26 protein-coding genes and 2 tRNA genes are annotated in these 26,085 nt (G+C 40.0%); 11 read left to right on the top strand and 17 right to left on the bottom strand.

The features are described 5' to 3' along the window. On the bottom strand, nt 1-1,184 hold a 1,184-nt coding region (locus B4F08_RS01250; protein ID WP_291372602.1), incomplete at its 3' end, for a hypothetical protein. Between the two features lie 63 nt (nt 1,185-1,247). After that, entirely contained in the window at nt 1,248-1,766 is a 519-nt protein-coding gene (locus B4F08_RS01245; RefSeq protein ID WP_291372600.1) for a hypothetical protein, read from the bottom strand. A 240-nt stretch (nt 1,767-2,006) separates the two neighbouring features. Here B4F08_RS01245 and mrdA point away from each other — a divergent pair, with 240 nt between their 5' ends. From mrdA to B4F08_RS01225, 4 genes are all read left to right on the top strand, one after another. Further along, the gene (mrdA, locus tag B4F08_RS01240; protein ID WP_291372598.1) at nt 2,007-4,049 is read left to right on the top strand and encodes a penicillin-binding protein 2; all 2,043 of its coding nucleotides are present in this window, start codon (nt 2,007-2,009) and stop codon (nt 4,047-4,049) included. Between the two features lie 2 nt (nt 4,050-4,051). Beyond that, entirely contained in the window at nt 4,052-4,606 is a 555-nt protein-coding gene (gene rsmD / locus B4F08_RS01235) for a 16S rRNA (guanine(966)-N(2))-methyltransferase RsmD (RefSeq protein ID WP_086208432.1), read from the top strand. Nucleotides 4,607-4,720: 114 nt separating this feature from the next. Beyond that, on the top strand, nt 4,721-5,458 hold the full coding sequence (locus B4F08_RS01230) for a sulfite exporter TauE/SafE family protein (protein WP_291372595.1): 738 nt from the start codon (nt 4,721-4,723) through the stop codon (nt 5,456-5,458). A 160-nt stretch (nt 5,459-5,618) separates the two neighbouring features. Then, nucleotides 5,619-5,957, top strand: a complete 339-nt coding sequence (locus B4F08_RS01225) for a hypothetical protein (RefSeq protein WP_110975664.1) — start codon at nt 5,619-5,621, stop codon at nt 5,955-5,957. 56 nt (nt 5,958-6,013) lie between these two features. On the opposite strand, the gene B4F08_RS01220 is transcribed toward B4F08_RS01225, so the two are convergent. The 5 genes from B4F08_RS01220 to B4F08_RS01200 form a co-directional block, all read right to left on the bottom strand. Next, nucleotides 6,014-6,622 carry a 1-acyl-sn-glycerol-3-phosphate acyltransferase gene (locus tag B4F08_RS01220; RefSeq protein ID WP_171264412.1) on the bottom strand — a complete coding sequence of 203 codons (609 nt, stop codon included), beginning with the start codon at nt 6,620-6,622 and terminating at the stop codon, nt 6,014-6,016. A 422-nt stretch (nt 6,623-7,044) separates the two neighbouring features. Next, nucleotides 7,045-8,679 carry a chaperonin GroEL gene (groL, locus tag B4F08_RS01215; protein ID WP_086208436.1) on the bottom strand — a complete coding sequence of 545 codons (1,635 nt, stop codon included), beginning with the start codon at nt 8,677-8,679 and terminating at the stop codon, nt 7,045-7,047. Between the two features lie 67 nt (nt 8,680-8,746). Beyond that, a complete protein-coding gene (locus B4F08_RS01210) occupies nt 8,747-9,037 on the bottom strand; it encodes a co-chaperone GroES (protein WP_010326285.1) in 291 nt (96 codons plus the stop codon). 194 nt (nt 9,038-9,231) lie between these two features. Continuing rightward, nucleotides 9,232-10,008 carry a metallophosphoesterase family protein gene (locus B4F08_RS01205; RefSeq protein ID WP_291372585.1) on the bottom strand — a complete coding sequence of 259 codons (777 nt, stop codon included), beginning with the start codon at nt 10,006-10,008 and terminating at the stop codon, nt 9,232-9,234. Further along, nucleotides 10,005-10,928: a diacylglycerol/lipid kinase family protein gene (locus B4F08_RS01200; protein WP_291372583.1), complete on the bottom strand. Its 924-nt coding sequence runs from the start codon at nt 10,926-10,928 to the stop codon at nt 10,005-10,007. Before B4F08_RS01200 ends, B4F08_RS01205 begins: the two co-directional genes overlap by 4 nt. Before the next feature lie 414 nt (nt 10,929-11,342). On the opposite strand from B4F08_RS01200, the gene B4F08_RS01195 reads away from it, so the two are divergent. Further along, nucleotides 11,343-13,175 carry a phosphoenolpyruvate carboxykinase (GTP) gene (locus B4F08_RS01195; protein ID WP_110975770.1) on the top strand — a complete coding sequence of 611 codons (1,833 nt, stop codon included), beginning with the start codon at nt 11,343-11,345 and terminating at the stop codon, nt 13,173-13,175. Between the two features lie 111 nt (nt 13,176-13,286). Then, nucleotides 13,287-13,652 (top strand): hypothetical protein, encoded by a 366-nt coding sequence (locus B4F08_RS01190; protein ID WP_086208440.1) that lies wholly within the window; start codon nt 13,287-13,289, stop codon nt 13,650-13,652. Between the two features lie 74 nt (nt 13,653-13,726). On the opposite strand, the gene glpD is transcribed toward B4F08_RS01190, so the two are convergent. Continuing rightward, nucleotides 13,727-15,244 (bottom strand): glycerol-3-phosphate dehydrogenase, encoded by a 1,518-nt coding sequence (gene glpD / locus B4F08_RS01185; RefSeq protein WP_291372580.1) that lies wholly within the window; start codon nt 15,242-15,244, stop codon nt 13,727-13,729. Nucleotides 15,245-15,780: 536 nt separating this feature from the next. Here glpD and B4F08_RS01180 point away from each other — a divergent pair. Both B4F08_RS01180 and B4F08_RS01175 read left to right on the top strand, forming a co-directional pair. After that, nucleotides 15,781-17,100, top strand: a complete 1,320-nt coding sequence (locus tag B4F08_RS01180) for an MFS transporter (RefSeq protein WP_086208442.1) — start codon at nt 15,781-15,783, stop codon at nt 17,098-17,100. A 172-nt stretch (nt 17,101-17,272) separates the two neighbouring features. Further along, nucleotides 17,273-17,701, top strand: coding sequence for a hypothetical protein (locus B4F08_RS01175; protein WP_086208443.1), 429 nt, complete (start codon nt 17,273-17,275; stop codon nt 17,699-17,701). 23 nt (nt 17,702-17,724) lie between these two features. Here B4F08_RS01175 and B4F08_RS01170 read toward each other — a convergent pair whose 3' ends face one another. Together B4F08_RS01170 and folD are read right to left on the bottom strand one after the other, a co-directional pair. Further along, nucleotides 17,725-18,411, bottom strand: a complete 687-nt coding sequence (locus B4F08_RS01170) for a class I SAM-dependent methyltransferase (protein WP_086208444.1) — start codon at nt 18,409-18,411, stop codon at nt 17,725-17,727. A gap of 262 nt (nt 18,412-18,673) precedes the next feature. Continuing rightward, nucleotides 18,674-19,522: a bifunctional methylenetetrahydrofolate dehydrogenase/methenyltetrahydrofolate cyclohydrolase FolD gene (folD, locus tag B4F08_RS01165; RefSeq protein WP_291372577.1), complete on the bottom strand. Its 849-nt coding sequence runs from the start codon at nt 19,520-19,522 to the stop codon at nt 18,674-18,676. 152 nt (nt 19,523-19,674) lie between these two features. Between folD and B4F08_RS01160 the strand changes: the two genes are divergently transcribed. Next, nucleotides 19,675-19,748, top strand: a tRNA-Cys gene (locus tag B4F08_RS01160). Nucleotides 19,749-19,758: 10 nt separating this feature from the next. Continuing rightward, nucleotides 19,759-19,844: transfer RNA gene (locus B4F08_RS01155), tRNA-Leu, on the top strand. Nucleotides 19,845-19,973: 129 nt separating this feature from the next. Here the strand turns inward: B4F08_RS01155 and B4F08_RS01150 are convergent. The 6 genes from B4F08_RS01150 to B4F08_RS01125 form a co-directional block, all read right to left on the bottom strand. After that, nucleotides 19,974-20,876, bottom strand: coding sequence for a helix-turn-helix transcriptional regulator (locus B4F08_RS01150; protein ID WP_291372575.1), 903 nt, complete (start codon nt 20,874-20,876; stop codon nt 19,974-19,976). Between the two features lie 137 nt (nt 20,877-21,013). Continuing rightward, nucleotides 21,014-21,211, bottom strand: coding sequence for a hypothetical protein (locus B4F08_RS01145; RefSeq protein ID WP_086208447.1), 198 nt, complete (start codon nt 21,209-21,211; stop codon nt 21,014-21,016). Between the two features lie 233 nt (nt 21,212-21,444). Then, a complete protein-coding gene (locus B4F08_RS01140) occupies nt 21,445-22,437 on the bottom strand; it encodes an NAD(P)H-quinone oxidoreductase (protein ID WP_110975119.1) in 993 nt (330 codons plus the stop codon). Nucleotides 22,438-22,678: 241 nt separating this feature from the next. After that, on the bottom strand, nt 22,679-22,933 hold the full coding sequence (locus B4F08_RS01135; protein WP_291372572.1) for a DUF2798 domain-containing protein: 255 nt from the start codon (nt 22,931-22,933) through the stop codon (nt 22,679-22,681). Between the two features lie 18 nt (nt 22,934-22,951). Further along, the gene (locus tag B4F08_RS01130) at nt 22,952-23,260 is read right to left on the bottom strand and encodes a DUF3861 domain-containing protein (protein WP_291372570.1); all 309 of its coding nucleotides are present in this window, start codon (nt 23,258-23,260) and stop codon (nt 22,952-22,954) included. A gap of 9 nt (nt 23,261-23,269) precedes the next feature. Next, nucleotides 23,270-23,791 (bottom strand): PadR family transcriptional regulator, encoded by a 522-nt coding sequence (locus B4F08_RS01125; RefSeq protein ID WP_291372568.1) that lies wholly within the window; start codon nt 23,789-23,791, stop codon nt 23,270-23,272. A gap of 249 nt (nt 23,792-24,040) precedes the next feature. Here B4F08_RS01125 and B4F08_RS01120 point away from each other — a divergent pair, with 249 nt between their 5' ends. Beyond that, complete coding sequence (locus tag B4F08_RS01120; RefSeq protein ID WP_291372566.1) at nt 24,041-25,204, top strand: sterol desaturase family protein; 1,164 nt, start codon at nt 24,041-24,043, stop codon at nt 25,202-25,204. 373 nt (nt 25,205-25,577) lie between these two features. On the opposite strand, the gene B4F08_RS01115 is transcribed toward B4F08_RS01120, so the two are convergent. Next, nucleotides 25,578-26,085: elongation factor 1-alpha C-terminal domain-related protein (locus tag B4F08_RS01115; RefSeq protein WP_414632431.1), on the bottom strand; the 508-nt coding region annotated here is incomplete at its 5' end.

Raw genomic sequence — 26,085 nt, 5'->3', positions numbered from 1 at the left:
CGAATACGGTCTCTAAACATTTGATAGATTTTCTGTGCACGGCTCGCATTGAACGCTGGGTCGCATACAGGCACCATCGTAATTTCAATTGAACGATCAATCAAGTCCGTCTTCAGTTTTGCGTATTCACGTGGCCCCAAAGACAGTTGCAAAGATGTTCTCACCAATGGTGTTTCCATGATTTCATTAATATGACGTTTGACAATACGACGCGTCTTGTCTTTTTTATTGCCATACATCATTTCAGTCATGATGGATTTTAACGTAATCAGGTCTTCTGTGACTACACTTGCGAACACATCAGACACTTCTTCTTGGCGCTTCATAAATGCGCCTTGTACATTATAAGTCCCTATGCGTGGAATCACAGGCTTAATCCATGGAAACTTACGATTTTTTGTTAATTCAGTGAGTTGCAAGTATCGAACATAATGTGGCTCAATTGGGTTAAACACCATCCAAATCGCAATCCAGTTGGTTAAGAAGCCCCATACTGCCGCCCAAAATGGCACCGTCCAATGCCAAGGTACTACAAACCAAACAATCATTTGGAAGATACCAAAGAACATGCCGATGAGGGCACTAATATGCCAAATAAAGTTAATTTCTTTCTGACCCACTTTCAAGAACATACGAACCATCAATCTGCGGTCGCCTTCCATTTGGCTGACCACCATATCACGCATATCCACAAGTGACTCGACGTTCATGGTCAGTTCGGTCACTAATTCTCGGAGCACAGCTGGAAGTTGTTTATGTGCTTGCGCATAAATTCGACGTTTAATCGAATAAGGTAAATTTTCCCAAAGCACTGCATTGCGGTCAATCATGACTTCATCAATCAGATGCTCAAGTTCAAAACCAACTTGTTCACCAATGATCCGTGCCATATCCTCAGGATCCATTGCATCTAAAAATTCACGCAAAGAACCGAGCTTGGATAAAGTATTATCAGTAATAATGCCTGAAATACGCCCTGCCTTTCTGGGCACAATCCCCTGCCAACCGACAGGCAAAGGGCCAATATGGAAGCCCCAAAAGTTAATCGGGTAAAAGACCATTTTCAGGGCCATCCAAACATGCGCCCATGTTACAAATGCAGTTACAGGGATAATACTGAGTACAGCCCAAAAATCGGGTCTATTCAAAAAGGTTTGCCACAACTGATTGACGTACTCAAGCATGCATAACTTCCATATTTAATTTTATTAACTGAATTATATAGCGTTTTAAAAAAGATATTGTGTCTATAAACCAAAGCTTAAAGTATAGGAAAATTGTAGTCTCGGTTCGGTTTCTACAATCACATCCCCCGATTTAGTTTCGAGTTTTTCCCCTGCACCAATCCCTACACTGAATGTACTGATTCGCTCAGGACTAAGTAACACATAAGCAAGATCTACACCACCACCAAGGCGAGCCTCATACTCCCCATCAACTTTTTTACTATCTATATGTCCTGCATAGACACCTAAATAATAGCCATTTTTATCTTTGCCAGTAAAATGAACTGGAAATCTAAAACCAACCTGACCACCCACTGGGTAGTCATCATTCATAAATACCCCAGCTTTTGCATAAGCAATCCCATAAGGATTTACCCATTCTACGTTAGTGTGCAGTAGTTTCTGCGTTACACCTGCTCCCACACTCCATGTTTGAGCACTATCTGTAGGAATTTTTGCTTCTGGCAAAAATGAATTATCTTGAGCGTAGGCTACGTTTGCACAGGCAACAAGTGCCAACACTGGATAAATTCTTGTCATTATTGTCACCATTATCCGTAATGTTATTTTAGTAATTGGTCCCTTTTTATCGGATTTTGACTGTATCAGAAATTAGAAAACACTTATATACAGGAATTTACATTTTTAATGTCTGTAAAGTCAAAGTTTAGTCAAAATGAAAAGCAGAACAGGTGATAACAAATATCAAAACAGGGAGACATGCGTTAGAATAGCGCGCAGGTATATTCCTCTTTATCCATGTGTCTAAGTCGATTTGGTATGAAACAGCACTTTCCTTTAAAAAACGTTCAACAAGAAAAGCGCATTTTTCGAAATCGTACCTTTATTTCCATGGGTATTGTGATCTTTTTCTTACTGATTTTAGTCTCCCGCTATGCGTATTTACAGCTGGTACAGTTCGATGAATTTTCCACCGCATCTGACCAAAACCGTATTCGGCTACAGCCTTTAGCCCCTGCCCGTGGCTATATTTACGACCGTAATGGTGTGCTCTTAGCCGACAACTATCCTGTTTTCACAGCCACTATGAGTCGTGCAGATGTTCCAGATATTGATAAGACAATTGAACGTCTAACGCCCATTTTAGAACTTAGCCAAGAAGATATTGACCGTTTTCAAAGTCGTATTAAAGCATCACGTAAAACTGAGCGTGTTTCGATTAAACTCAATTTGAATGAAAATGATATTGCACGTTTTAGTGAAGTCAAATATCAATTTCCAGGGGTAAACATCGAAACTCAAATGACACGTTACTATCCACATGGCGAGCTGTTTGCTCATGTGATTGGTTATGTGGGACGTATTAACGATAAAGAATTAAAAAGTATCAATAAAGACTTATATGCGGGCACTAACCTGATTGGTAAAATTGGGGTAGAAAAATCCTATGAAGATTTGCTACATGGCGTTCCTGGAAACGAGTCTGTCGAAGCGGATGCTCACGGCAATGTATTACGACATTTAGGTCGCAAAGAGCCAATTCGTGGCAACGATTTATACCTGTCACTCGATTATGGCTTACAGGTCGTTGCGACAGAACAACTCGCAGGTCGTCGCGGTGCAATTGTGGCCATGGACCCACGTACAGGTGAAATCCTCGCCCTCGTATCAAGTCCTAGTTTTAACCCAAACCTGTTTGTGACAGGCATTAGCCATACCGACTATAGTGGTCTGCGAGACAACCTTGATCAACCCCTTTATAACCGTGCTGTACAAGGGGCTTATCCACCTGGTTCAACCATTAAACCGATGTTTGGTTTAGGGGGTATTCATTATGGATTGATTGATTGGGGTACTGCTATTTCCGATCACGGCTATTTCACCCTGCCGGGAGATTCGCATAAATTCCGTGACTGGAAAAAGTCAGGACATGGCGTGGTCAATTTGCATAAAGCTCAAGTTGTTTCTTGCGATACCTTTTATTACATTCTGTCTTTCCGCATGGGCATTGAAAAAATGAACACATGGATGCGTCAGTTTGGTTTTGGTGAAAAAACAGGTGTTGATTTACCAAGTGAAAGCACAGGTCTTTATCCAAACCCTGAATGGAAAATGCGTACTCGCGATGCCAAGTGGCTTAAAGGTGAAACCATTTCTGTCAGTATTGGACAAGGTGCTTTTACCGCAACCCCCCTACAATTAGCCATGGCAACTGCCATTACTGCGAATCATGGTTCACATGTAATTCCACATGTTTTACAAACCAGTAAAGGCGCAAAACCACATAAAGACCTAAATGCACCTGATGGTCGAATTCAGTTCAATGGTACAGACGAAGACTGGGTAAAAATGCGTGATGCTATGGTCGATGTCGTGGAAACGGGTACAGGGCGTGGTATTCGTACACCAATGTATAAAATTGCAGGGAAAACAGGTACCGCACAGGTTAAAAGTATTGCTCAAGGTAAACGCTATAACGAAGCACTTTTAACAGAACGTCAGCTCGACCATGGTTTATTTGTTGGCTTTGCGCCTGCGGAAAATCCAGAGATTGCAATTGCGGTCGTCTGGGAAAATGGACGTCACGGCGGATCAGCAGCTCAGCTAGCTCGCCCTGTGCTAGATTATTGGTTGCAAACTCGCCATAAAAATCCAATTCGTCCGCAAAACCATCAAATCAGTGGTGGACTCATGACAGCGGGGATTAAACCGGGTGAGTTGCCGAGTGACAGCACGCCACCCGCAGCAAATACAGCAGTAGCCCCACAAGGTCGTTCAGCAACCTCCGTACAAAGTACAACAGTAGCTCCGAACACTAACCATTCAGCTACTCCACCCCCTGCTACTGAAGAGCCAGACTAATTATGAAAAATCAACTTCGTATCATCGGGGGGGAATGGAAACGTCGCCAACTCCCTTTCGCCAATATTGAAGGTTTGCGCCCCACGCCTGATCGAGTCCGTGAAACTTTGTTTAATTGGCTTATGTGGGATGTGCAAAATACCAATGTTTTGGATATTTGTGCAGGTTCGGGCGCATTGGCATTCGAAGCTCTATCACGTGGTGCTTCAAAAGTAGTGATGATTGAACCTGACCGCAGTCAAGCACAGTTTTTAACACAAAACTTAGAGCTCTTGAAAGTACCTAAGTCTCGTGCACAATTAAAAGTCTCAACAGCACAGCAAAGCTTGCCCAACCTAAAAGAACAGTTTGATTTGGTCTTTTTAGACCCGCCGTATAGCCTAGAGTTATGGGAACAATTGGCTCTCTTGGCTGACCCGCTGATTCAAAAGAATGGCTATATTTATGTAGAAGCGGATCGTGAGTTAAATCTGCTAAAACTTCCAAACTCCTGGGTTCAAGTAAAGAGCACCAAGGCTGGCACTGTACGTGCGGGCTTATTTCAAAAGACAGCATAAGCTACTAAAGCAAAGACATTTCATGTTTCGATATTTCAAAATTTTAGTAAAATCTATGTCGCTTTCAGCTGAACGAAATATCACTTACCCTACAAAATTTGCGGCATATATGCGATGACTTGGCTGGTCTTTATTTTAGGTGCAATGGTTGCTGGTTTTGTTCAGGGCTTAACGGGTTTTGCCTTTGCCTTAATTGCCATGTCATTTTGGGTATGGGTTTTAGCACCACAGTTAGCAGCACCATTAGTGGTTTTTGCTTCTGTATGGAGCCATCTTATCTCCTTAAAATCAGAATCATCTTTTCAGATCAATAAAAATCTTATTGCACCCTACGTTTTGGCTGGCATTTTAGGTGTTCCACTGGGAACCTATCTTTTAGATATTATTCAAGCAGATATGTTTAAGCTAATGCTTGGTATATTTTTAGTGCTTTGGTGTCCATTGATGCTCCTGAATCCACAAATGCGTTCTATTCAATCTTCAGGAAAATATGCCGACAGCTGTATTGGTTTTATTGGTGGCATACTCGGCGGTTTAGGCGGGTTTTGTGGCTCACTTCCTTCTGCTTGGGTCATGTTAAAAAATCTACCTAAAGAGCAGCAACGTTTTATTTTGAGACATTTTAATTTTGCGATCCAAGTATTCACACTATTTAGCTACCTACTTCGTGGAAATTTAAGCCTACAGCATTTACCCTATATGGGTATCTTGATTTTAAGTGTCAGTCTACCAGCCATGCTAGGTGCACGCTTATTTTATAAAATTTCTGAACGCCAATTTAAACGAATCGTACTGGGACTCTTATTTAGCTCAGGCTGCTTTTTATGTATCAGCTACCTTTTAAATCAGTAGCGGATTTTTAACATTTTATGACAAACGATCTAGATATTTAATTGTGTGCTTTCTGTCAAAATTGCCACTTCTTTAAGCAACTTACGATGTTTAAGCTTTCTCACTATTCACAAAAATTTATACAATAACACCACTCTCAAAAACCATCTATTCAGCATATATGAAACCGTATTTTGCACTTTTTAGTCTTTGCTTTGTCAGTGCCTGCTCCATCAGCTCATCTAAAGAAATTAAACAAGCTGAAAAACTATTACAATATTTCGATTGTCAAAATATTGAACGTGACCAAGCTGATCACAGCTCCATGACCAGTTTTCATGAACAAATACTTGCTAGCAGCAAACAAAAAGCCCAATCTTATGTAGAAAGCTATCAACATGGCGATAAAATCTTTGACCTGCCACTACCTGAAGTTATAGAAACCCAGCTACAAAACTACACTACAGCCTGTCAATCTTTAGGCGGCGTTTTACCGACCACGGCTCAAGACACACCTTAAAATTTTGGACAAATAAAAAGACAGCATGCATGCTGTCTTTTTTGATTTATCACTGATTATGCTTCAATTTCTTGTTTCATAGAATCTGAATGATAACGCGTATCTACACTAAACTTCTGCGGAAATTTCGCTGAAATTTCAGCGTAAAATGCCATAATCTCTGCCATATCTTTCTCATAGTCACCCGTAGGGTAAACAATTTTACCGATCCCCGTTTTTTTCTTTGCATAATCCATATAAGCCAATGCAATCGGCACACCTGCACTTATCGCAACATGGTAAAAACCTGTTTTCCATTGCTCCTGCTTAGCACGTGTTCCTTCTGGGGTGACTAACATGACTAATTTAGGATGTTCTTTAAAAAGATCACTCATCAATTGCACCATGCTTGGACGTGGTTCACCTTCATGTTTTGGACGACGGTCAATACCAATTCCCCCCATAGCACGGACAAAAGGGCCAAAAGGTAACTTCATATAACTGTCTTTTATCGTGATACGGACATTCACCCCTAAGGCTTTTAGTGCCAAACGCGCATAGAGTGCATCCCAATTACTGGTATGTGGCGCTGCAATCATGACACATTGATTGATATTCAAATCCCAGTGATTATCAATCTGCCACCCCATTAAGGTTAAACTTTGTTCTGCAAGCTTCTCGAACACAAAAAACACCACATTGCTAAAATTCGCGCAGATTCTAGCAATGCTGAAGATCAAATACATCGGATTTAGATCAATAAAACAGCAATTAATCTATAAATGTATATTTTATTTAATTCCAAATATTTCAAGAAATATCAGTCCATCACAAATCATGTCGGAATAAATGTGAATAATATCGTTTTATTCGAGATAGCCCTTCTCTTAAAAGTAATCAAAAAATGATGCAATTGAACCTTTTTGCTGACAACCGTATTTAATTGATTGATTCAGACTTTATTGAAATAAATGTAATGCGATAAGAGGTAACGACCTAGCCAATCTGAGCTGAATGTTAAAATAATCAATTTCTTGGAATAACTTACCTAAATAAAAAATCCCTGCGAAATGCAGGGATTTTTTGATTAGCAACGCTAGGCGAGTATTTACATCATGCCGCCCATACCACCCATGCCACCCATATCAGGCATTGCAGGCTTGTCTTCTGGAACGTCAGTAATCATACATTCTGTAGTCAACATTAAACCTGCTACAGATGCAGCATGTTCAAGTGCAGAACGTGTTACTTTCGCAGGGTCAAGAATACCCATTTCTAGCATGTCACCATACTCAGACGTTGCAGCGTTATAACCAAAGTTACCTTGACCATTTTTCACGGCATTGATCACAACTGAAGGCTCATCACCCGCATTGGCAACGATTTGACGAAGTGGTGCTTCAATCGCACGACGTAAAATGTTGATACCTACATTTTGATCATCGTTTGCACCTGTTACGCCATCAAGCGCAGCTGCAGCACGTACCAGTGCAACACCACCGCCAGCAACCACACCTTCTTCAACCGCAGCACGCGTAGCATGAAGCGCATCGTCTACACGGTCTTTTTTCTCTTTCATTTCAACTTCAGTCGCTGCGCCAATTTTGATCACAGCTACACCGCCTGCCAATTTAGCAACGCGTTCTTGAAGTTTTTCTTTGTCGTATTCAGACGTCGACTCTTCAATTTGCGCACGGATTTGAGTGACACGTTCAGCAATTTGAGTTGCATCACCAGCACCATCAACAATCACAGTGTTTTCTTTAGATACTGTAATTTTGTGCGCAGTACCTAAGTCTTGAAGAGAAGCTTGCTCTAACGTCATGCCCACTTCTTCAGAAATCACAGTCGCACCAGTCAAGATTGCGATATCTTGAAGCATTGCTTTACGACGGTCACCAAAACCTGGCGCTTTAACCGCACATACTTTAATAATGCCACGCATGTTGTTGACAACCAGTGTAGCTAAAGCCTCACCTTCAACATCTTCAGCGATGATTAAAAGTGGTTTACCTGTTTTAGCAACAGCTTCTAGCACAGTAATCAATTCACGGATGTTGCTGATTTTTTTATCAACAAGAAGAATGAATGGGTTTTCAAGTTCAGCAGTTAAAGTGTCTTGTTTGTTTGCAAAATACGGGCTGATATAACCACGGTCAAACTGCATACCTTCAACAACGTCCAAAGCATCTTCAAAGCCTGAACCTTCTTCAACGGTAATCACGCCTTCTTTGCCTACGCGTTCCATTGCTTGTGCAATGAGTTTACCTACAGTTTCGTCAGAGTTTGCAGAGATTGAACCCACTTGTTCAATCGCTTTAGTATCAGAAGCAGGTTTTGCTGTTGCTTTAATTTCAGCAACCAATGCTTTAACTGCAAGGTCAATACCACGTTTCAAGTCCATTGGGTTCATGCCCGCAGTTACAGACTTGATCCCTTCATTTAAAATTGCTTGAGCGAGTACAGTTGCTGTTGTTGTACCGTCACCCGCGATGTCATTGGTTTTAGAAGATACTTCACGAACCAATTGAGCGCCCATGTTCTCAAATTTGTCTTTTAGAGAAATTTCTTTCGCAACAGTTACACCATCTTTAGTGATGTGTGGTGCACCGAAAGAACGGTCGATCACAACATTACGGCCTTTAGGGCCTAAAGTCACTTTTACAGCATCTGCAAGTACGTTTACGCCTGCAATCATTTTAGAACGTGCTGAATCACCAAATTTTACATCTTTAGCTGACATGCTTAACTCCAAATATTCTTAAATTTTAATCAATTGTATTGCTTAAACAGCAAATGACCGTTCCGAATTAACCTTCAAGAACTGCTAAAATATCAGACTCTTTCATTACTAGAAGCTCTTCGCCTTCAACCTTAACTTTAGTGCCTGCATAAGCACCGAACAGTACATTGTCGCCTACTTTTACGTCTAAAGCACGAACGCCATTGTCTGTGATTTTGCCATTACCTACTGCAATAATTTCACCTTGAGCTGGCTGTTCAGCAGCAGAAGTGCTCAAAATCAAACCGCCTGCAGTTTTAGTTTCTTTCTCTACGCGGCGAATCACAACGTTGTCATGTAAAGGACGAATTTTGCTCATTTCTAACTCCATAGACATTTTCAGAATGTCATTGATTACGATGTGAAGATGACTTCTTATTCCTAGGTCATCAACAAAATTTTGATATGACACTTTTGTGGGGATGGAAAAAAGGGCTTCAAGGGCAAATACAAAATATTTTTATATTTTTGCGCTCTTTTTAAGCAAACCTAATCAAAGTTTAGACACACAAATCAATCTGAGATATTTTTCTGCATCAACTCGAAGCGATTTATTGCAGAATTAAAGCTCAAATGCTGCACATCTGCATTATTTAAAATAATATTTAGGCTATTCGGTCGTCCACCATGTAAACGATAAGATGTCGCTGTTCCAGCATGAATATCCAACACCGGATGCGATACCCCAAGTTGATAAATCTGATTCAGATCATAGACTGCTGGATGATGCAAATGCCCATGCAAGAGTCCATTTAAACCCTGTTGACTCCATTGCTCCAGCGCAATACGACCAAGCATTGGACAGTCTTTCACACCATGACTATGGTCTGGTGGCGTATAAAAAGGTTGATGAGCGGCGATCAGCTTTATTTTGTGTGCAGGTGCTTGTTGTAATTTCAAATCAATCTCTTGAATTTGGCTCAGTGAAATATGCCCCCGTGTGTGGTAACGCCTCCGAATACTGTTCACACCTATGACATAAAAGTGTTCAGTTTCTAAGGTGTTTTCCATCCCCCCAAAAAACAGTTGATAACGCGCAAATGGATTAAAAAAACGATTCCAAATATGGTACAGCGGGATATCGTGATTTCCTGGCACCACCAAATACGGTAACTTCAAACTGTCTAAAAACTGCCGACAAGCATAAAACTGAATAAACCGTGCACGCTGGGTTAAATCGCCACTAACCACTACGGCTTCAAAAGGATGCTCCTCACATAACAGATGAATAGCCTGCAAACAGGCTTCGCGTTCTGTGCCGAAATGTAAATCAGACAAATGTAAAATCATGCAGGCACCATGATATTCAGTGCATGTTTACGTACTGTAATTTTTAGAGGCGGTTTCATCATAATGATTTCACCATCTACGGCAACCGTAAGCTTGTTATGCTTTGAATGCACAATCACTTCATCTGCGGCAAAGCTATAAACATCGGAAGCCTGATCCAAATTGCCTTTAATCAGCTGCCACAAGGTTTTAAACAGTGTGCGTTTATCACTTTTTGCAACAACCACCCCTGCTACCTTTCCAGCTTCGGCAGCTTCAGCAATACGCAATTTCATTTCAGCCAATTGAAGCTGATTATTTCCAAAGAAAATCAATGGCGTTTTAACAGGATAAAGCTGCCCATCAACTTCAACCTCAAGTTTTAACTCTTTACGGTTACGAATAAGAACATCCAATGCCGAGGTATACGCATGCAATTGAAAACGTCCAAAATGCTGATTAAACTGTTCTCGCTTTTGAATAAATAAAGGATATAACCCTAAGCTGGCATTGTTCAGGTAAATGTGTTGATTGAGCTGTGCCACATGCACAGAACGCGTTTTCCCCGTGCCAATCACATGTGCCGCTTCTAATAAATCTAGCGGGATATTCAAGACCCGTGCTACATAGTTAAATGTACCTAAAGGCAATATTCCCATAGGGATATCAGTACCCATTAGCTTTGAAGCGACTGCATTTAATGTTCCGTCTCCACCTGCAGCAACCACAACACCTATATGTTCTGCTTGTCGATGACGTAATAAAACCTCTTGCATCATCTGATCAAAGTCCATGCACTCACTTAACTCAAATGACTGTATTTCAAAACCAGCAGTACTCAGATCGGCTAGCAGTTGTTCATACACTTCATCTTTATTTGTGGCATGAAAACCTGATTTTTTGTTATAAATAAGTGACAAAGGTTTTAACTGCTCAGACATCCAGCACTCTTCCATAAAGTAATTACTCTATTTTTGTCCAAAAATTCAACAGTTAACAGTTTGGTTATGTAAAAATCAAATGACGTTCATTTATTTAATCAATAATAAATCTCAATCACAAAATATTTATAAACCATTGTTTTTAATTTAAATATTTTAAATGAATAATACTCATAAATATAATAAATACATCAAATAAAGCAATAAAATTAAAGTAAAGCACTGTTTTTTAATAATTAAAATAAAATACCTTTACAAAATTGTCCATAATTTAGATACGGCTTTGGTCTTATTTTTTTTATCAAATTATGCTTTAATACAGCCACTTTTTTTTCATCTTTTCATCTCAGCAGTAAATCTATTGTTGAGATTGTACTTTGTACAACTGTGTACATATTTGAGATAGGCCTCACCATGACCCAAGTGAACGCACCAGAATTCGTTCGTCACCCTAAGCTTATTGCATGGGTGGAAGAAATTGCAAAATTAACAAAACCAGCGAAAATTGAATGGTGTGACGGTAGCGAAGAAGAATATCAACGTTATATCGACTTGATGATCGCTAACGGCACGATGCAAGCGCTTAACCAAGAAACACATCCTGGTTCTTATCTTGCAAATTCTGACCCTTCTGACGTTGCTCGTGTTGAAGGTCGTACATACATCTGTTCTGAAAAACAAGAAGATGCTGGCGCAACAAACAACTGGGAAGAGCCTGCTGAAATGCGTGCTCGGCTAAATGGTTTGTTCGACGGTTCAATGGCAGGTCGTACTTTATATGTAGTACCGTTCTCTATGGGTCCTTTAGGTTCTCATATTGCACACATCGGTATCGAACTTACTGACTCTCCTTATGTAGCAGTCAGTATGTCTAAAATGGCTCGTATGGGTAAAGCTGTTTATGACGTATTAGGTACTGATGGCGAATATGTTCCTTGTGTTCATACAGTAGGTGCTCCACTTGCGATCGGTGAAAAAGACGTGGCTTGGCCTTGCAATCCTGAAAAATGGATCGTTCACTATCCAGAAACACGTGAAATCTGGTCTTATGGTTCAGGTTACGGTGGTAACGCATTGTTAGGTAAAAAATGCCTAGCTTTACGTATTGCTTCTTCTATGGGTCGTCAACAAGGCTGGTTAGCTGAACACATGCTGATCCTTGGCGTAACAAATCCACAAGGCGAGAAACACTACATCGCAGCAGCATTCCCTTCTGCATGTGGTAAAACGAACTTTGCTATGTTGATTCCACCAGCGGGTTACGAAGGTTGGAAAATTGAAACCGTAGGTGACGATATTGCTTGGATCAAACCAGGTGAAGATGGTCGCTTATATGCGATCAACCCTGAAGCTGGTTTCTTTGGTGTAGCGCCTGGTACAAATACCAAGACGAACCCAAACTGTATGGCAACATTAACTAAAGATGTTATCTATACCAACGTTGCTGTAACAGACAACGGTGAAGTATGGTGGGAAGGTCTTTCTAAAGAAGTACCTGCTAACCTAACTAACTGGAAAGGTCAACCGCACACTGGTGAAGAAAAAGCAGCTCACCCGAATGCACGCTTTACTGTTTCAGCAGGTCAATGTCCTTCTATTGATGCTGACTGGGAAAATCCAGCAGGCGTACCTATTTCTGCATTCATCTTCGGTGGCCGTCGTGCGGACACAGTGCCTCTTATTTCAGAAGCATTTGACTGGGTAGATGGTGTTTATAAAGCTGCAACTATGGGCTCTGAAACAACTGCAGCTGCTGTAGGTCAACAAGGTGTCGTTCGTCGCGACCCATTCGCAATGCTTCCATTTGCGGGTTACAACATGGCGGATTACTTCTCTCACTGGTTAGAACTTGGTGAAGAAGTTGCAGCAAAAGCAAAAGCTGCAGGCAACAAACTCCCAGGCATTTACAACGTGAACTGGTTCCGTCGTGATGCTGAAGGTAACTTTGTATGGCCTGGTTTTGGTCAAAACATGCGTGTTCTTGAGTGGATCATTGACCGCTGTGAAGGCCGTGCTGATGCTGTTGAGACTCCAATTGGTTTAGTACCAACTTATGAGCAATTAAACTGGACAGGTTCTGACTTTACTAAAGCTCAATTTGAACTTGTGACTTCTCAAGATAAAGATCAATGGATCAAAGAAATTGAAAGTCATACTGAGTTGTTCAATAAACTTGGTGAGCGTTTACCAGCTGCACTTAAAACTCGTCAAAACGAACTTTTAGAAGCTGTGAAAAAATCTGCTTAATCTTTAAATTAAGCTCTCAAAAAAGACCGCACAAGCGGTCTTTTTTCAATCTTTCAAATATTTTAAAAATTTAACTTTATAAATCAAAAAGAAACATCAAAGGGGAAAACTATGTTCAAAACACTCATGCTAACCATCAGTCTAGTTGGTGTATCAAGCCTAGCAATGGCTCAAACTGAACCAACAACAACATCTACACTGCACGTCTGCGCCATTAAAGGTACTCCAGACTCTACTCAATTTGACATCAAAAAACGCATTAAAGTTGCTAAAGGCACTTATGGCAGTGTGGAAGAACTTTATCCACGCTTTGCTGAACGCGCGCACCAAGTGGGTGGCAATGTGGTGATTAATTACAATGCAAGCCAACGATTTGGATTCTGGCCTTGGCGTATTGTTCGTCCAGTGGTTTGGGGTACTGCTGTGAAATGGAAAACACCTGTGGACTGCAAACAATTAGGTGGTATTGAAATCTAAGCTTAAAAAGCCGCGCAAGCGGCTTTTTTTAATCCCAATGCTCTACTTTTAAGAAGATAAACATCAATGCAAGACTAGGCAGCATCACCCTGCACACGACGCTGATGTAAATCATGTAGATACAGATCTAAACTTCGGACTTCAGCTATATTGAGTTTCATACCCAGCTTTGTTCTTCGCCAGAGAATATCTTGGCTATGCCTAGCCCATTCAACTCTATATAAATAATCAACCTCTTGCTGATATAGACCATACCCAAATGACTGCCCTAAATCCTGCATGGTCTTCTTCTCATCTAGCATCTGCCAAACACGACAGCCATAGGTTTTAGCCCAACGCTGTGCAGTATGTAAATCCAAACCTTGAATACTCTGCATTAATTCTGTCCGTAATAATTCCACTGAATCAAAATCCTCCGCACCCGGTAATTTTGCTTGCAGCGTCCATTCTGCTTTCATCTGTGGAAAATACCGTTTGAGCTGAGATAATGCTGCTTCTGCTAGCTTTCGATAAGTTGTTAACTTTCCACCGTACACTGTCAAAAGAGGTGCTTCGTGTTCTCCTTCATTCGACAGTGCAAGGACATAATCACGGGTTATTTTAGAAGCCTGTGCGCTTTCATCATCATACAGCGCCCGAACACCAGCATAGGTAGAAATGACATCATCAAGCTGTAATTGCAGCTTAAAATGATCGTTAATAACATCTATTAGATATGCCGTTTCTTGTTCGGTAATGTGTACATGATTTGGATCACCCTCAAACTCTAGGTCTGTTGTCCCAATCAAACTGTATTCATCTAAATAAGGGATCACAAAAACAATGCGCTGATCATCATTTTGTAGGATAAAAGCGTGATGTTCGGGGTATAAGCGCTTCACAACAATGTGACTACCTTGTACTAATCGAATTCCAGCTTTGGGCGTTTGAAGCAACTGCTGTTGAATAAAATCAGTGACCCATGCACCTGTAGCATTCACCAAAACTCTTGCCTTAATTTGATATTGTTGTTTTTGATGTTCTAAGGTTAAACACCACACACCCTCTTGCTGAGTTGCAGAAACACAGCGGGTCTGTGTTCGAATCTGCGCTCCTAGTTCATGTGCTTGCAATGCATTGACCACCACTAACCGAGCATCATCTACGGTACAGTCAGAGTATTCAAAACCACGACTGATCGTTTCCTTTAGTGGACTATCAGCATTAAAATAAATTAACTCAGAACCTTCAAGAGTTTCTCGTTTTGCCAGATAATCATAAATAAATAAGCCCGAACGAATTAGCCATGCTGGGCGCAAATACGGTTGATGTGGCATGATAAAACGCATGGGATGGATCAAATGTGGCGCTTTTTTTAATAAGACTTCACGCTCAAGTAATGCTTCACGAACTAAACGAAATTCTTTTTGTTCCAGATAACGTAATCCACCATGGATGAGTTTGCTACTCGCTGAAGACGTATGACTAGCTAAATCATCTTTTTCGCAGACGAAAACATTTAAGCCACGACCAACAGCATCATTTGCAATTCCCACTCCATTGATTCCAGCTCCAACAACGGCAATGTCATAAATTGCATTTGTGTCTTGCATATCAACCTCTTTACTTAGCATATATTCTTGTTTTTCTTAATCTCAACTTAACATCAAAATCAGACCTTGTCATACCGAAAAGATGATTCCACCGTACAAAAACATCACTTTCCTTAACAGATCAGCTCTCCCACATCTTTTTACAAATTAATGCTTCTTTTTTATGATTCGGTTCAATATTTGAATAACATTCAAACAAAAAGTGATATTTCCACCAAATAAAAATTCTTTTTAATTTTGTATAAAGCAGCCTAAACTGTTGTATTTTAATTGACTATTCACATTTTACTGATTACCAAGATGCTGTTTTAAATAAGTAAAATTATTATTTTCCATTGAAAAACAAATATTAATTAGAAAAACTTAACAGCCCATAAATCATGCGATTTTTTAGACTAAAGTCGAATGAACTCTCTAAACAAGGGGCGTATAACAAAAAAGAATTTATTGTTTAATCTAAAAATATATTGTTTTAACTTTTATAATCCAAAAAGTTAAAAGATGTATTTTTCCGAACTTCTCTTTGGAAAATCTTTGTGACTGATTTATCTTCCCAAGCAGCTCCAGTAAGCCTCGACAAAAAGACACGTTTAAAGTCAATTTTAGGCGGTTCAGCAGGTAATCTCGTTGAATGGTATGACTGGTATGTCTATGCAGCATTTACATTATATTTTGCACCCCAGTTTTTTCCTGAAGGAGATGACACGGTCAAATTACTGCAAGCCGCTGCGGTATTTGCACTTGGGTTCCTCATGCGCCCAATCGGCGCATGGATCATGGGTATTTATGCCGACCGCAAAGGACGTAAATCAGGCCTAACATTATCTGTGTCTTTAATGTGTGTGGGGTCTTTAATTATTGCCTGCGCGCCCACCTATGCAAGTGTCGGCATGCTCGCACCTGCCCTATTGCTCTTTGCACGCTTATTACAAGGTTTAAGTGTTGGCGGTGAATATGGCTCTAGTGCCACTTACTTAACCGAAATGGCAGGTAAAAACCATCGCGGCTTTTTCTCTAGTTTTCAGTATGTGACCCTCATTTCAGGACAATTACTCGCTCTGTGCGTGTTGATTATCTTACAACGCAACATGACTGAAACCCAGTTGTCTGAATGGGGTTGGCGTATTCCATTCTTTATTGGTGCCGTTCTTGCAGTTGTGGTGTTCTGGATTCGTCGTGGTTTGGTTGAAACACAATCATCGAAAGATGCACAAGAACAAGCTAAAAATGGCGGCCCCAAATCAAGTGCTTTGGCATTGTTTACTAAATACCCACGACAAGCTTTTACTGTCATTATGCTGACTGCAGGTGGAACGCTGGCATTCAATACTTTCACCACCTATTTGCAAAAATACTTGGTCAACACATCTGGTTTTGAAAAAACTACAGCGACTGAAATTACCACAGCAGCCATCTTTATTTTTATGCTGTTACAACCCGTAGTTGGTGCACTATCCGATAAGATTGGTCGTAAACCCATTATGATTACTTTCGGTGTTTTAGGCGTACTGTTCACGATTCCAATCTTTAACGGCCTAGGCTCAACCAGTAGCCCAACCACTGCTTTTATGCTGTGTATGAGCGGTATGGTAATTGTGACAGGTTATACTGCCATTAATGCTGTCGTGAAAGCAGAGCTGTTTCCTGCGCATATTCGTGCACTAGGTGTTGCACTGCCTTATGCTATTGCCAATACGGTTTTTGGTGGTACAGCAGAGTTAGTTGCTTTAAGTTTTAAAAATGCAGGGCATGAAAACTATTTCTTTTATTACATTACATTTATGATCGGATTATCCTTACTGACTTATATTTTCATGAAAGACACCAAAAAGCACAGCATGATTACCGATCACTAATCCTTTTGCTTGTTGCATATCTGAAAGATTAAAAGTCTAAATGCCTTCATCCCCTGAAGGCATTTTTTATTTACCAGAGGAAAGTTTTACTCAAACTAGATCAATTGAAATATCGTGATTTAAACTTGTGTATGGCATACTAAGAACAAGAATAATGTTAGGAACTTTTTACATGAAAAATACGTATAAATTTTTAGGTTTAAGTTGTATTGTTTTAGCAGTATCTGCATGCCAAAGTACACCTCGCCAATACAATGGCAATGTTGGCTATCAAATCGAACAACAGTCTGGAACTAGCGCTACGCTTGCTTATACACTTGCAGCACGTAAAAATCAGCAGCTCGATGAAAACAAACTCCAACATGCATGCCAAAAGGTTTTAGGTTCACAGAAAAACTATAAATTGACGATTTTAAGTATCAATGAGATTCCAAATACTGCCGCAGATATGCCTCAATATGGTCGTCAAATTGGACAAACTCGCGCTACATTTGGTTTAAGTAACACACCGGACTTACACCAAGGTGAAAATTTTGCCACACGTGAAGCACTTGAAACACGACCGAGCACATTACATGTAGTACGCTATACCTGCTCATAAATCGCTTAGACTCATGAAAAGGGCTACTGCCCTTTTTGAGTTTCTAAAGTTCGATAAAAACTTACATTACGAAACTCAGGTGATTCATCTAAGTCTGGCCACGTTGTTGCACTGCGTTCATCCAACTTTATGTACTGCGGATGGCTGAAATTTTTAACACGACTATCTGCCACCCAAACCTCTGGTGCAAACTTTAAAAACTCATCTAAAAAGAAACGATTGCATTGGTCATATAAAACATCAGCAGCCAACAAAACATCAACTTGCTCTGCTTTGTAGAGATCAATTAAATATTCCAGCTCTACATTATTTAGTTCCGCATTGGCACGACAAGCATCTAAACTCACTTGGTCAATGTCACAGCAAATCACGCGCTTTGCACCCGCAATTTTGGCTGCAATCGCAACCACTCCTGAACCTGCACCGAAGTCCAACACCACTTTATCCTGAACATGATGTGGTTCAGCCAGTAACCACTGCGCCATTGCTAGACCTGAAGCCCAGCAAAAGATCCAATATGGCGTTTCATTCCAAATACGCCGAATGATTTCATCATCCAGTTTATCGGTTGGAAATACTGGAGGAATGAGCCACAGTGAAATGGGTGTTTCAGGAAGTTGCTGAGCTAAAAGCTCACAATTTGGAATCACCTCATGCAAGGCTTGAAGTAAATGATCTGGGGCTTTGGGGAATTGGAAAGTACAGCTCATAAGTCATTGAGTACTTTTATGCTTTTACTGCGGGGTCTTGCAGCTAAAGTTTGGATTGAGGAATTAGCCTTCGGCTAGACCTACTTTTGTTTTGGCAAAAGTAGGCAAAACCATAGTCATTCGCTGAACTCGTTAAATGCCACCATCTATTTAAAATAGTCGCAGAAACATTAAATAATAAAGTCTTAGCTCAAACAACAGCGAATGACGTTATCGTGTATCCAATACTCGCTTTGAGGAAGTATTAGACTACTTTAAATAATTAACCTAAAGCCTTCTCAGCCGCTTCAACCGTTTGACGAATCAATGTCGTAATGGTCATTGGGCCAACACCACCTGGAACTGGTGTGTACGCAGAAGCCACTTCTTCAATACCGACCAATTGAATGTCGCCTACACCACCACCATCACGTGGATGGAAACCTGCATCAACAACCACAGCGCCTTGTTTAATCCAATCTTTTTGGATCAATTCAGCCTTACCCACAGCACCCACGATAATATCCGCTTGCTTCACAAAGCTCGCCAAATCTTGAGTACGGCTATGGCAAATCGTCACAGTTGCATTGGCTTCAAGCAACATTGCCGCCATTGGTTTACCTAAAATTGCAGAACGACCTACAACAACCGCATGTTTACCCGCGATTTCAATGTTGTTTTCTTTCAGAATCGTCATAATACCTGCAGGAGTTGCAGAGCCATAAGCAGCCTCACCCATAGCCATACGACCAAAACCAAGACAGGTTACGCCATCCACATCTTTTGCAAGAGAGATTGCATCAAAACATGCACGCTCATCAATCTGTTCAGGCACTGGATGTTGCAGCAAAATACCATGTACATCAGGATTTGCATTCAACTTTTCAATTTCAGCTAACAATTGCTCAGTCGTAGTTTCTTTAGGTAATTCAACTTTAAGCGAGTCCATACCAACGCGGCGGCAAGCATTTCCTTTCATACGCACATAAGTTGCAGATGCACCATCGTCACCCACCAAAATTGTTGCAAGAATTGGGGTACGACCTGATTTTGCTTTTAGCGCTTCTACGCGAGTTAACAAGTCAGCTTCAATTTGTTTTGCCAATGCACGACCATCTAAAACTAATGCCACGGCACATCTCCAAGTGTTGATATGAATCAATTTTGCACATAATACATGATTATTTTGAATATTTTTCGCGATATGCTGTTTTTATGCGCATACGAATGAAAGTCCTATTGTTTTTTTTTCAGAGCTTGCTAATATACGCATCAACAAGACGCGGCGGGGTGGCAGAGTGGTCATGCAGCGGACTGCAACTCCGTGGACGCCGGTTCGATTCCGACCTCCGCCTCCATCTTGTTAAAGCCCGAGTGGTGAAATCGGTAGACACAGGGGATTTAAAATCCCCCGCCCACAAAGCGTGCCAGTTCGAGTCTGGCCTCGGGCACCATTCTTATACTTTTAAGTATGGTGCATATAAAGAACCCAGCGTTAAGCTGGTTTTTTTATGCCTAGCAAAAATACAATACAAAAAAGAGAGCACAATGACCCTCTTAAAACAACATATTGCCATTCATGATTATAATGGTGGCAATAAATAATGCTGTAGATCTTGTTCTAATTTTTGTTGAAAATGTGCGGGTTCAATAATTTTGATATATGGAATCCAATAACGCACCAAAGGTAAAAGTTGCATTTCATGACAAATTTTACAGGCAATTAATAAGCTGCCCGTCGTATCCTCCAATATGATTTGTTGTTCAGGCAATAATAGACGTTGCTTAAAATACAAAGCAACCTCAGGTCGCACAGATATTTTCACGTTTTGCTTGTGCTTACCAAACCAAATTCCCTCACTAAGTTCTAATTGCATCAACACTTCTGGATGATGTTGAAATAACTCATTTTCATGCAAAGTCGCTTGGTCTATTTTACTTAAACGGTATGCGCGTAATTCATCACCTACAGCAGCAGCTAAATACCAACTTCCCTGATGGTGAATTAAACGATATGGATCAACATGTCGCCAACGATCATTATAAAAAAAGCTGATTTTTTGACGATTATGAATAGCATCTGCGAAAACCTGAAAATGTTCAGAGAACTCTCGTGCATTTTCAAAACAATAACCCTTAGCTGAAAAAATTTGGCTAGAGCGTTCATCAAGTAAATGGCGAAGAAATGACATATCCAAAGATGGATACAGCTCGGTTATTCCTGAAAGTTGAGCAAAATTCTGAATATCTTGTAACTTAAAACGCCCAAGATAAAGAGGATCTAGAAAATACTTTTTGGTGCTTTCATCCTGTAGTAAAGGTAAATATGTATTGAGACGATCAAAATCTCGCTCTATCGTTCTCGTGCTGACCTGAAACTCATGTGCTAGTTCTGCAACCCCTAATTGATACCCAGTATTTAATTTAGTCAAAATATTCGCTAAACGCTCCGCAAGGCGTTCATGTGTTGAAGCTTTACGCTTCATATTGCCCTCGCTGCACAATCAATGTTGTGTATTTTTAGTTTAATAGCCACTCATCATATTCAACATAAAGAATTGAATAATATTGATTAAATAAAAATGATCAACTTTACAGCTATCTCATGTTTTTATCAGAATGATCACTTTTGTTTAAATTTCTTTTTTAAGTCCGACTGTTGATGAGCTAAGCGTTCGATATAACGCTCAAAATGAATTAAGGCTTTATACAGCTTGTGCAAGTCATTAGGCAAAACTCGATTATGAATCACAGACCTATGCAGACGTTTAAGCGCACGAAAACCTTGTGAATGTGTGTACGATGTCGATAAAATTTTCATGACCACCCTCTTCTCTGTTTTATTTTTCATTTAAAACCACGTAAATTTGTCAGGTTTAAATTTAGCTGCAAATTTACACCGCAGTTTTGACAGGTTGTGTCGTACAGTTATCATTTTTTAATATTTGGTAAATTATTTCATTTTTTCAATATATTATTTTGATTGTTTTGTAAAATTTTCGGCAAAAGAAAAGCCGACATGATGTCAGCTCTACTTTTTATTTTATATAAATATTACAGAACTTTTACAACAACTTTACCCACGTGCTCACCCGTATCCATACACGCATGCGCCGCTTGAATCTGATCGAACTCAAAAGTTTGATAAATCATCGGTAAGCACTCACCTCTAGCCCATAACGGTGCCACATGATCTTGTAAACCTTGTGCAATCTCAGCCTTCTCAGCCGTATTTCGTGCACGCATGGTTGAACCAGTGATCGTTAAGCGCTTCATCATAATTTGACCCAACTTAACCTCTTTGGCCTTTGCTCCACCCAAAAAGGCAATATAGACCAAACGCCCGTCACGACGGAGTAGATTTAGATTCTTTTCTAAATACGGGGCACCCACCATATCTAAAATAACATCAACTCCACCATTATCCGTTTTCTCATTAATCACGTGTTCAAAATCTTGCGTCTTATAATTGATGGCATCTGTCAAGTTCGCAATGGCTTGAACTTTTTCATCTGTGCCGACTGTGGCAAAGGTTTGAATACCCAATGACTTACACAACATAAGTGCTGTCGTACCAATACCACTACTTCCACCATGTACCAATACAATTTCGCCCGCTTTGGCTTTACCCATTTGAAATACATTCGCCCAAACTGTGAAAAAAGTCTCAGGAATAGCCGCAGCTTCAACAAAGCTTACATTTTCTGGAATATGTAAAGTTTGACTTTGTGGAACCACACAATACTCTGCATAACCACCACCATTAGTCAAACCACAAACCTTATCCCCGACTTTAAATTGTGTAACGTCTGTACCAACAGCAACAACTTCGCCTGCAACCTCAAGTCCTGGTACTTGTGTTACCCCAGGTGGCATCGGATATAAGCCCTGACGTTGTAGAATGTCTGGACGGTTAATACCAAATGCATGCACCTTCACCAAAACTTCATCAGCTTTTGCTTCTGGGATCGTCACTGTTTCATAAGCTAACTTATCCACACCGCCCGGCTCAGTAATAATGACCTGCTGCATTGTTGTTTGTGACATGATTATTCCCTATGCTTTGAATATTTTTCAAGTTTCATCGACGTATTTGATCATAGAAGTAAACTGAAATGAAGAACACCGTACTTATGTATAGTCTATTCACTATTTTTCGCTGTGATATTCCACGCTCAAATCAGAATCAAAGCAAAAAGATTTTCAGCCCATAAACAACAGCCTTTAAAACATCATCTAAACCATGTTTATTCAAAGTACAATGCTTATCAACCAAATAACTTGAGTTTTAAGATTGATCTGGCAGATGCACAAACCGCAGTAGAAATTTACGGACGAGAGGCAAAAACAGCATAATCAGAGGAAATGCAATCAGCCAAGATAAACTCCAGCTTTTTAACCAAAGCTGAAATAAGCCATCCACCAAACCCTTATTCAACAATAAATTAAACGCAGAAATTGAGCCACTCATTAGCCCTGAAAGTAGTAACGGCATCAGCCAATTCAGATGTTTGATATGAATTTTTAGGCGCGTATTCAACATAAATGACCCAATTAAAAATTAACCTTGCTTCTGCGTTTTAACGGTTTGTTTTAACGCCTTCATAAATTGCCCGAACTGAGGCATGAAATCTTTAAATAATGGAAGCTCTTTATGCTCCAGCATCACTTCACTAAATAGCTTTAAGCCAACAGCAAATGATTTTGCAGCTTCATCATCAAGCATTTGACTGCTTTGAATCATCTCTAACACTTTAAAAATGTCGTCGTGGTTATAGGTGTTAAAACTTAAAATATCAGTGTAACTAGACGGGTTACCTTGCGCATCGGCAATATGTTTGAGTGTAACTTCATAACGATGTTGTTTCATTTTATTCTCCTAGAGACATGCAATATTCACTGCAGCCCGATCAACTTCCGCAGCAATCGCCCGAATTTGTTCAGGACTCAATTCGCTATGCTGAATCTTAAGCCGTAGAGAAGCTTTTAGATTTTCCATAGCACGTTTAATATCAAGATATTGCTCATTATTTTGAATTTGTTTACGGGTATCAAAACGCACCAAAATTTTCTCAATACCCCCTTGCTCAGCCTCAAGATGTTGCAAACCCAAGGCCGTTATACAGTATTGCTTACGTTTATCCTCACCCAATACAACACGAACAAACTGTTGCTCTTCTAAATAGTTCAAAGTTGGATAGATGGTTCCTGCACTTGGACAATAGCCTCCTCCTACAATCTCACCGATGTCTTTAATAATGTCGTAACCATATTTGGGTGCCAACGAAATAAGATGCAGTGCTAAGAGCTTCATTTGTCCTGTTTCAAATAAACGTCGCTTACGTAAAACAGGAGATCCGTCCAATTCGACAATAGCTTCAGACTCAAGAGCATTCGACATACATAAGATACAACTTAAAATTATTAAGATATATCTTAATATGTTTTTGGATTATTTCAAGCACTAAATTTCAAACTAAAATCATCATTAAAAAGTGAAGAATTTGAATATCTAAGCGTTAAAACATAAATCAATACGTTCGATCTCATTGATGTAAACACCCAATATCGTTAAAATTTGCGTTATGTCTTTGCGCCTATACACTCAAGTAAACGCAGACCAATAGCTTAAAACTTAGAATTAATTACAATGACAGATCAACTCAGAAAAAAATTTGAAAACCTACAACTCAATGCTGGGCAAGGCAAGATCAGTGCATTTCTTTCTATGTCCTTAGGGTTTTTGGGTATTTTTGCTGCCTTATGTTTTTTGTTTCCTAGCGTCCTAACCACACCTGAACTACGCCCGCTTTATAGTAAACACTATGATGCTTTTTACTACGCCTTGCTGTTCGGTATTGTCGTCAGTGCTGGTTTCGGTACTTATAGTGCAATCATTAAACAGAATAAATACGGTTTTTATGGTTTATGTATCACCATTTTGGCAGCTGTTTTAGGTTGTGGGCTGATCAAAGCACCGATATTATCTGCGCTACCATTTTATGCAGGTTTTGATTATTTCGTTATTACCTTAATCATCCTTGCTTTGGTTTTTATCCCGCTTGAAGGATTCTTTGCAAAGAACACAGAACAAAAAATTCTGCGCGTCGGCTGGGTCACAGACATGAAATATTTCATGTTTAGCCATATTGGCATTCAACTTTTTTCGTTTTTAACGGTTATGCCTATTCAGTATTGGATTACGCATATTCCCAATAACCCAATAGTGCCTTATGTACAAGCGCAGCCCATCTGGTTGCAGTTTATTGAGTTATTGATTGTGGTGGACTTCACCACCTACTGGTTACATCGTGCGATGCATGAAGTGAATTTCTTATGGCGCTTTCATGCCATTCACCATTCAACCGAACAAATGGACTGGCTAGCCTCTTCACGCTTACACATTGTTGAAGTGTTAATGACTCGTTTTATCGCAACTTTACCAATTTTCTTGTTAGGCTTTCATACCTCTGCAGTATTTGCTTATTTGGTCTTTATTTCTTTCCATGCCATTTTTATTCACTCCAATGTACGTTTCCGCTTTCCCTATCTGCGCTGGTTAATCGCAACGCCTGAATTCCATCACTGGCATCATTCTTCTGAAAAGCCTGCGATTGATAAAAACTATGCTGCCTTTATCCCCCTTTATGATGTGATGTTTAAATCCATTTATATGCCCAATCATTTAGCCAGTGTATATGGCACAGTGGGTTATAAAATTCCAAACAGTTTTGTGAAGCAGTTTACGTGGCCATTTAAACGCTATGTGAATAAGTTGAAGAAGCGATTAAACAAAAGCAATGAATCTCCCTAATAAAGCCAATTGATTGGTAATCTAACAATCTAAGCTTAGTTCATCCCATTCATAAGCCGTACCTAAAGAGAAGGCCGACACCATTACAGGTTTTCTCTTTTATTTTTAGTCTATCAATTCTAATTTAAACTATGCTCGCACTTTAAACGTTTTCACCATTCGATCACCTATACTATCCAAATAACACAACAGAACCACCTCACCTACTCCATTACAAGTACTGGCGTTTACCACATTAACTGCCCTAAGGAATATTGCATAATATTGAATGATTGTTAAAAAACCATTTTTTTATTTAGATCACCTTTAAACACGCAACATAATAATAAAAAACCCACCTTACGGTGGGTTCCTTTCAAATTAGCCAAATCTATTAAAGACGAACCAATTCAACAATTTTATCAGCCAGCTCTTCAACCGCATCTTGCGTAAATGCGACATCTGTACCGTCTACAAGGTCAGTCACCACAACCACACCTGTTTCACGTACTAACGCAACCTGATCAGCAGTTAAACCTGCTTTCGCAATCGCAACCACACCTTGTTGAATTAACAAGTTTTCAAGTACTTGTGCATTTTCAAGTGCTTTCACAGATACAGTTACCGCAGCAGGTTTTTGACCTAAACGTGCAGCACGGTCTTCCGCTGTGACAGGGTTGCTGTGTGCAGACCATTCCACAGACTCTTCCACCATACCCGCACCAATCGTCACGTTGTTTAAACGGTCGATGAAGATAAACGAACCTGTATAACGGCTGTCTTGGTAACGATCAAATACCACAGACGCATCAAACTCAACGGTGACATTGGCAATGGCGTTCAGCTCAAGGCTATCCACTTGCACCTTTTCCAATGTGTTGACATTGGTACGGTAGTTAATT

The sequence above is a fragment of the Acinetobacter sp. UBA6720 genome, from assembly GCF_002454215.1.
Classification (GTDB): Bacteria; Pseudomonadota; Gammaproteobacteria; order Pseudomonadales; family Moraxellaceae; genus Acinetobacter.
The sequence above is the reverse complement of the archived record's forward strand: the minus strand, read 5'-3'. Positions and strand labels throughout refer to the sequence as shown.

Bases quoted from the DNA above. Each gene is read 5' to 3' on its own strand.
- B4F08_RS01245 (WP_291372600.1), bottom strand. From the start codon at position 1,766: ATGACAAGAATTTATCCAGTGTTGGCACTTGTTGCCTGTGCAAACGTA.
- mrdA (WP_291372598.1), top strand. From the start codon at position 2,007: ATGAAACAGCACTTTCCTTTAAAAAACGTTCAACAAGAAAAGCGCATT.
- rsmD (WP_086208432.1), top strand. From the start codon at position 4,052: ATGAAAAATCAACTTCGTATCATCGGGGGGGAATGGAAACGTCGCCAA.
- B4F08_RS01230 (WP_291372595.1), top strand. From the start codon at position 4,721: ATGACTTGGCTGGTCTTTATTTTAGGTGCAATGGTTGCTGGTTTTGTT.
- B4F08_RS01225 (WP_110975664.1), top strand. From the start codon at position 5,619: ATGAAACCGTATTTTGCACTTTTTAGTCTTTGCTTTGTCAGTGCCTGC.
- groL (WP_086208436.1), bottom strand. From the start codon at position 8,679: ATGTCAGCTAAAGATGTAAAATTTGGTGATTCAGCACGTTCTAAAATG.
- B4F08_RS01210 (WP_010326285.1), bottom strand. From the start codon at position 9,037: ATGAGCAAAATTCGTCCTTTACATGACAACGTTGTGATTCGCCGCGTA.
- B4F08_RS01205 (WP_291372585.1), bottom strand. From the start codon at position 10,008: ATGATTTTACATTTGTCTGATTTACATTTCGGCACAGAACGCGAAGCC.
- B4F08_RS01200 (WP_291372583.1), bottom strand. From the start codon at position 10,928: ATGTCTGAGCAGTTAAAACCTTTGTCACTTATTTATAACAAAAAATCA.
- B4F08_RS01195 (WP_110975770.1), top strand. From the start codon at position 11,343: ATGACCCAAGTGAACGCACCAGAATTCGTTCGTCACCCTAAGCTTATT.
- B4F08_RS01190 (WP_086208440.1), top strand. From the start codon at position 13,287: ATGTTCAAAACACTCATGCTAACCATCAGTCTAGTTGGTGTATCAAGC.
- glpD (WP_291372580.1), bottom strand. From the start codon at position 15,244: ATGCAAGACACAAATGCAATTTATGACATTGCCGTTGTTGGAGCTGGA.
- B4F08_RS01175 (WP_086208443.1), top strand. From the start codon at position 17,273: ATGAAAAATACGTATAAATTTTTAGGTTTAAGTTGTATTGTTTTAGCA.
- B4F08_RS01170 (WP_086208444.1), bottom strand. From the start codon at position 18,411: ATGAGCTGTACTTTCCAATTCCCCAAAGCCCCAGATCATTTACTTCAA.
- B4F08_RS01150 (WP_291372575.1), bottom strand. From the start codon at position 20,876: ATGAAGCGTAAAGCTTCAACACATGAACGCCTTGCGGAGCGTTTAGCG.
- B4F08_RS01145 (WP_086208447.1), bottom strand. From the start codon at position 21,211: ATGAAAATTTTATCGACATCGTACACACATTCACAAGGTTTTCGTGCG.
- B4F08_RS01140 (WP_110975119.1), bottom strand. From the start codon at position 22,437: ATGTCACAAACAACAATGCAGCAGGTCATTATTACTGAGCCGGGCGGT.
- B4F08_RS01135 (WP_291372572.1), bottom strand. From the start codon at position 22,933: ATGTTGAATACGCGCCTAAAAATTCATATCAAACATCTGAATTGGCTG.
- B4F08_RS01130 (WP_291372570.1), bottom strand. From the start codon at position 23,260: ATGAAACAACATCGTTATGAAGTTACACTCAAACATATTGCCGATGCG.
- B4F08_RS01125 (WP_291372568.1), bottom strand. From the start codon at position 23,791: ATGTCGAATGCTCTTGAGTCTGAAGCTATTGTCGAATTGGACGGATCT.
- B4F08_RS01120 (WP_291372566.1), top strand. From the start codon at position 24,041: ATGACAGATCAACTCAGAAAAAAATTTGAAAACCTACAACTCAATGCT.